Below are 4,300 nucleotides of genomic sequence, written 5' to 3' on the forward strand. Positions count from 1 at the left end.
GCTTTGATCCACCCTCCCCGCTGCGCAGCTGCGCTGCGTGGGGGAGGGAGAAGAGGGAGCTACCCCCGCCAATCCCGCACGCGCTTCACCATCTGCTCCACATGGGCCACCGGGGTTTCCGGCTGGATGCCGTGGCCGAGATTGAAGATGAAACGCCCGCCCGCATAATTCGCCAGCACGTCATCCACCGCGCGGTCGAGCGCTGTGCCGCCGGCGATCAGCACCAGCGGATCGAGATTGCCCTGCACGGCGACGCGGCTCTGCACATGCTCGCGCACGAAGCCGGGCTCCGCAGCCCAGTCGATGCTCACCGCATCGACGCCGGTCGCCGCGACATAGGACGGCAGCAGCGCGCCGGCGCCGCGCGGAAAGCCGATGATCTTGGCATCCGGCACTTTTGCGCGCACACCGGCCACGATGCGCTTTGTCGGCTCCACCGACCAGCGCTGGAATTCCGCAGCGGGCAGCACGCCGGCCCAGGTATCGAAGATCTGCAGCACCTCGGCGCCGGCTTCCAGCTGGCGCAGCAGATACTGGATCGAGTTCTCGACGATGACGTCGATGATGGCGCTGAAGGCGTCGGGATGCCGATAGGCCATCATTCGCGCCGGGCCCTGATCGGGCGTGCCGCGCCCGGCCACCATATAGGTCGCCACCGTCCACGGCGCGCCGCAGAAGCCGATCAGCGTCACCTTGGGATCGAGCGCCGCGCGCACGCGGCGCAGCGCCTCGAACACCGGATCGAGTTTTGTGAAATCCGCCTCGCGCGCCAGCGTCGCCACCTGATCCGGCGTGTCGAGCGGATCGAGCCGCGGCCCTTCGCCGGCCTCGAAGCGCACGCTGCGGCCGAGCGCATAGGGGATCACCAGAATGTCCGAGAAGATAATCGCAGCGTCGAAGCCGAAACGCCGGATCGGCTGCAGCGTCACTTCGGTGGCGAATTCCGGATTGAAGCAGAGATCGAGGAAGCCGCCGGCGGTTTCGCGCACCTTGCGATATTCCGGCAGGTAGCGCCCGGCCTGCCGCATCATCCACAGCGGCGGCGTGGTCTGGCGCTGGCCGTTGAGGACATCGAGAAAAGGTTTTGCAGGGAGCGAATTCAAGGGCGTGTTCCGCAACTGGTTGAGGCGAGCAGTCTACGGCTCCTGATACACGCCCGCATCCGGCTTGGCGAGGCGCGGGCCGGGGGCTTCCCGCATTCTTGACATATCGCAAGGTGTCATCACGGGCCAAAGCCGCATATAACGCGCATGCACCTCACGATCCCATGTCCCAAGAAGCCCATCACGTCAGATATGACAGCAGACATCCCACCCGCCATCGAACAGCAGCGCGCCGCGGCGCGCGCGTGGTTCGAATCCTTGCGCGATCGCATCTGCACCGAAATCGAGTTGCTCGAGCGCGAGGCGCCGGATGCACTGTTCCCGGGCGCGCCGGCGCGGTTCGATTTCCGGCCGTGGACGCGCAAGACCGGCAGCGGCGGCGGGGTTGGCGGTTTTCTCTCCGGCGGGCGCCTGTTCGAGAAGATCGGCATCCATACGTCGTCGGCCAATGGAAAGCTGTCGCCGGAAATGGCGCGCGCGATGCCGGGCGGGGGCAGCCAGCTCGATTACGTCTCCACCAGCATCAGCCTGATCATGCATCCGCGCTCGCCGCGCGTGCCCACGGTGCATATGAACACGCGCTTCCTCGCCACCTCGGTCGGCTGGTTCGGCGGTGGTGCGGATCTCACGCCGATGCTGCCCGACCAGCGCCGCGACGATGCGCCGGACACGGTCACGTTTCACAAGGCCATGCAGGCGGCCTGCGATGCCCATGATCCCGGCTACTACACAAAGTTCAAGGCCTGGGCCGATGACTACTTCTTCCTGCCCCATCGCGGCGTCGCGCGCGGTGTGGGCGGGATTTTCTACGATCAGCTGAGCAATGATTTCGACAGGGATTTTGCCTTCACCCGCGATGTCGGCGAGGCGTTCCTGAGCGTCTATCCGCGCATCGTCCGCGCGCGCATGCAGGAAGCCTGGACGGATGAAGAGCGCGCCCAGCAGCTGGAAACGCGCGGGCTCTATGTCGAGTTCAACCTGCTCTACGACAAGGGCACGATGTTCGGCCTGCAAACCGGCGGCAACACCGAGACGATTTTGAGCTCGATGCCGCCGATGGTGAGCTGGAGGTAATCTGTAGGGTGGGCAAAGCGCAGCGTGCCCACCTTCACCAGCCGTGCACTTGAAGGTGGGCACGGCGCAAAAGCGCCTTTGCCCACCCTACAGGCTTAAACCTTCGCCCCTTCAATCGCGCTCTGCACCGCCCACGAAATATCGGTGTTGAGTTGAAACGCCACCGAGCCTTCATCGACGATCGCCTGCGGCTGCGTCGCGCGCTTGCCGGCCTCGTCCAATGCGTTGCGATAGTCATTCTTCAACGCCGCGAGATCGGCATAAGCGGGGAAGTCGTAGAAGGTCAGCTCGTTCGGCGTGAGGCCCGGCTTCTTCGCGAGCAGCTTCTTCAGGATCTGGCCGCCGGAGAGATCGCCGAGATAGCGCGTATAGGCGTGGGCGATCAGCAATTCGCCATCGCCCTTCGCGGCCTGCTCGATGCGATCCGCATAAGCGGCACCTTCAGGAAGCACGGGCACCTGCGCAAAGTCGCCACCACAGAGCGCTTCGAGATCGGCCTTCAGCGCCGAGGCGCGGTCGAGCCGATAGGCGGCGAGGGTGGCGAGCAGGGGATTGTCGCGATGGCTTTCCAGCCCGGCCTCGAGTGCCTGATAGGCCGGCAGCAAATTCCGCTGCAGCAGGATGTAGCCCTCACGGCTGGCCTCGCCGCGCAGCATGTCGCGGATGATGCCCGAACGCTCCGCCTCGGTATGCAGGGTCTTGGTGGAGAGATAGAGGTCGGTCACGACGCTGGCTGGCGCGGTGGGCTGGGGCGTCGTCATCGAATTCTCCGGTACGGATGTCTGCAAATTGCGGCCGGCACCATAGCAGCTGCGGGAAATGTCACAAGTTTCCGTGGGTTAGAGCGGTTCCAGCCTTGTCGTGGCGCGCCCCGGCGTGCCAGAAACACGGCCAGATCCCGCCCTCCCGGAGACATAATGACCGCCCCGCTCGACCTGTTCCGCCACACCGCCACCTTCGCCGGCACGGACCCGCTCCGTCAGGCCACCGCGGCTGCGGTCGATGCCATCGCAAAGGCATCCATCGAGATATCGGAATTGATCAGCCGCGGCGCGCTCGCTGGCATCACCGGCGCCGCGCAGGGCAGCGAGAATGCCGATGGCGACGTGCAGAAGGATCTCGACGTCCGCGCCGACGACATGATCCGCGCCGCGCTGAAGGATGTCGCATGGGGCGCGCTGGCATCGGAAGAAGCCGAGACCGCGGATGTCCGCGACGGCGGTGGGCTCATCGACATCGCCTATGATCCGCTCGACGGCTCGTCGAATATCGAGACCAACATGACCGTCGGCACGATCTTCTCCATCGTGCCATCCGTCGCGGGGCAGACGCCGTTCACGTCACCCGGCCATGTGCAGATCGCGGCCGGTTTCGTGGTCTATGGCCCACAGACCTCGCTGGTGCTGACGCTGGGCGACGGCGTTCACATTTTTACGCTGGACCGCGCCACGCGCTCGTATCAGCGCATCCGCGCTAATGTGCAGATCGCAGCCGACTGCGCCGAATATGCCATCAACGCCTCGAACCATCGTCACTGGGAATCGCCGGTGCGCGATTTCGTCGATCAGTGCCTTGCGGGCAAAGACGGCGTGAAGGCGAAGAATTTCAACATGCGCTGGATCGCGGCGCTGGTCGCCGAAGTCTATCGCATCCTGGTGCGTGGCGGCGTGTTCCTCTATCCCGGCGACGCGCGCGCAGGCTACAGCGATGGTCGCCTGCGTCTCGTCTATGAAGCGCATCCGATGGCCTTCATCGTCGAGCAGGCCGGCGGTGCGGCAACGACAGGCCGTCAGCGCATTCTCGATGTGGCGCCCACCGCGATCCACCAGCGCATCCCGCTGATCATGGGCTCGACAAACGAAGTCGCTTGCATCGAAGCGCTGCATCGCGATGCGGATGGGGTGGTTGTGCAGGCGGCAGAGTAACGCAACTACACTTCGCAAGATGGTAGGGCGGATGAGCGCAGCGTAATCCGCCGGCCGAGTTCAAAGTTGAACCTCCGCGGCGGATGACGGCTTCGCCTCATCCGCCCTACGGGTTCATGTTTCGAGCGATTCAAAGCTACAGGGCTTCTAAGCGCAGGGGCCCGGAAAGCGGTTGAGCGATGCCATCTCGCAGCCTAT

At 64.8% G+C, this 4,300-nt stretch carries 4 protein-coding genes; 2 read left to right on the forward strand and 2 right to left on the reverse strand.

Going from position 1 to position 4,300, the window contains the following annotated elements; genetic code table 11:
• Positions 1-59 precede the first annotated feature (59 nt).
• Positions 60-1,103, reverse strand: a complete 1,044-nt coding sequence (gene hemE, locus ACIQ17_RS31410; RefSeq protein WP_398473424.1) for a uroporphyrinogen decarboxylase — start codon at positions 1,101-1,103, stop codon at positions 60-62.
• A gap of 192 nt (positions 1,104-1,295) precedes the next feature.
• Between hemE and hemF the strand changes: the two genes are divergently transcribed.
• Positions 1,296-2,177, forward strand: coding sequence for an oxygen-dependent coproporphyrinogen oxidase (hemF, locus tag ACIQ17_RS31415; protein WP_398473425.1), 882 nt, complete (start codon positions 1,296-1,298; stop codon positions 2,175-2,177).
• Between the two features lie 95 nt (positions 2,178-2,272).
• Here the strand turns inward: hemF and ACIQ17_RS31420 are convergent, their stop codons facing one another.
• The gene (locus tag ACIQ17_RS31420; RefSeq protein WP_398473426.1) at positions 2,273-2,938 is read right to left on the reverse strand and encodes a heme oxygenase (biliverdin-producing); all 666 of its coding nucleotides are present in this window, start codon (positions 2,936-2,938) and stop codon (positions 2,273-2,275) included.
• A 156-nt stretch (positions 2,939-3,094) separates the two neighbouring features.
• Here ACIQ17_RS31420 and ACIQ17_RS31425 point away from each other — a divergent pair, with 156 nt between their 5' ends.
• Positions 3,095-4,102 carry a class 1 fructose-bisphosphatase gene (locus ACIQ17_RS31425; protein ID WP_398473428.1) on the forward strand — a complete coding sequence of 336 codons (1,008 nt, stop codon included), beginning with the start codon at positions 3,095-3,097 and terminating at the stop codon, positions 4,100-4,102.
• The last annotated feature ends 198 nt before the right edge of the window (positions 4,103-4,300 follow it).

The sequence above is a fragment of the Tardiphaga sp. genome (assembly GCF_044340795.1).
In the GTDB taxonomy this organism is placed as follows: Bacteria; Pseudomonadota; Alphaproteobacteria; order Rhizobiales; family Xanthobacteraceae; genus Tardiphaga.

What these genes read in the sequence shown, in the direction of transcription:
- hemF (WP_398473425.1), top strand. Translation starts at nt 1,296, where the DNA reads ATGACAGCAGACATCCCACCCGCCATCGAACAGCAGCGCGCCGCGGCG.
- ACIQ17_RS31420 (WP_398473426.1), bottom strand. Translation starts at nt 2,938, where the DNA reads ATGACGACGCCCCAGCCCACCGCGCCAGCCAGCGTCGTGACCGACCTC.
- ACIQ17_RS31425 (WP_398473428.1), top strand. Translation starts at nt 3,095, where the DNA reads ATGACCGCCCCGCTCGACCTGTTCCGCCACACCGCCACCTTCGCCGGC.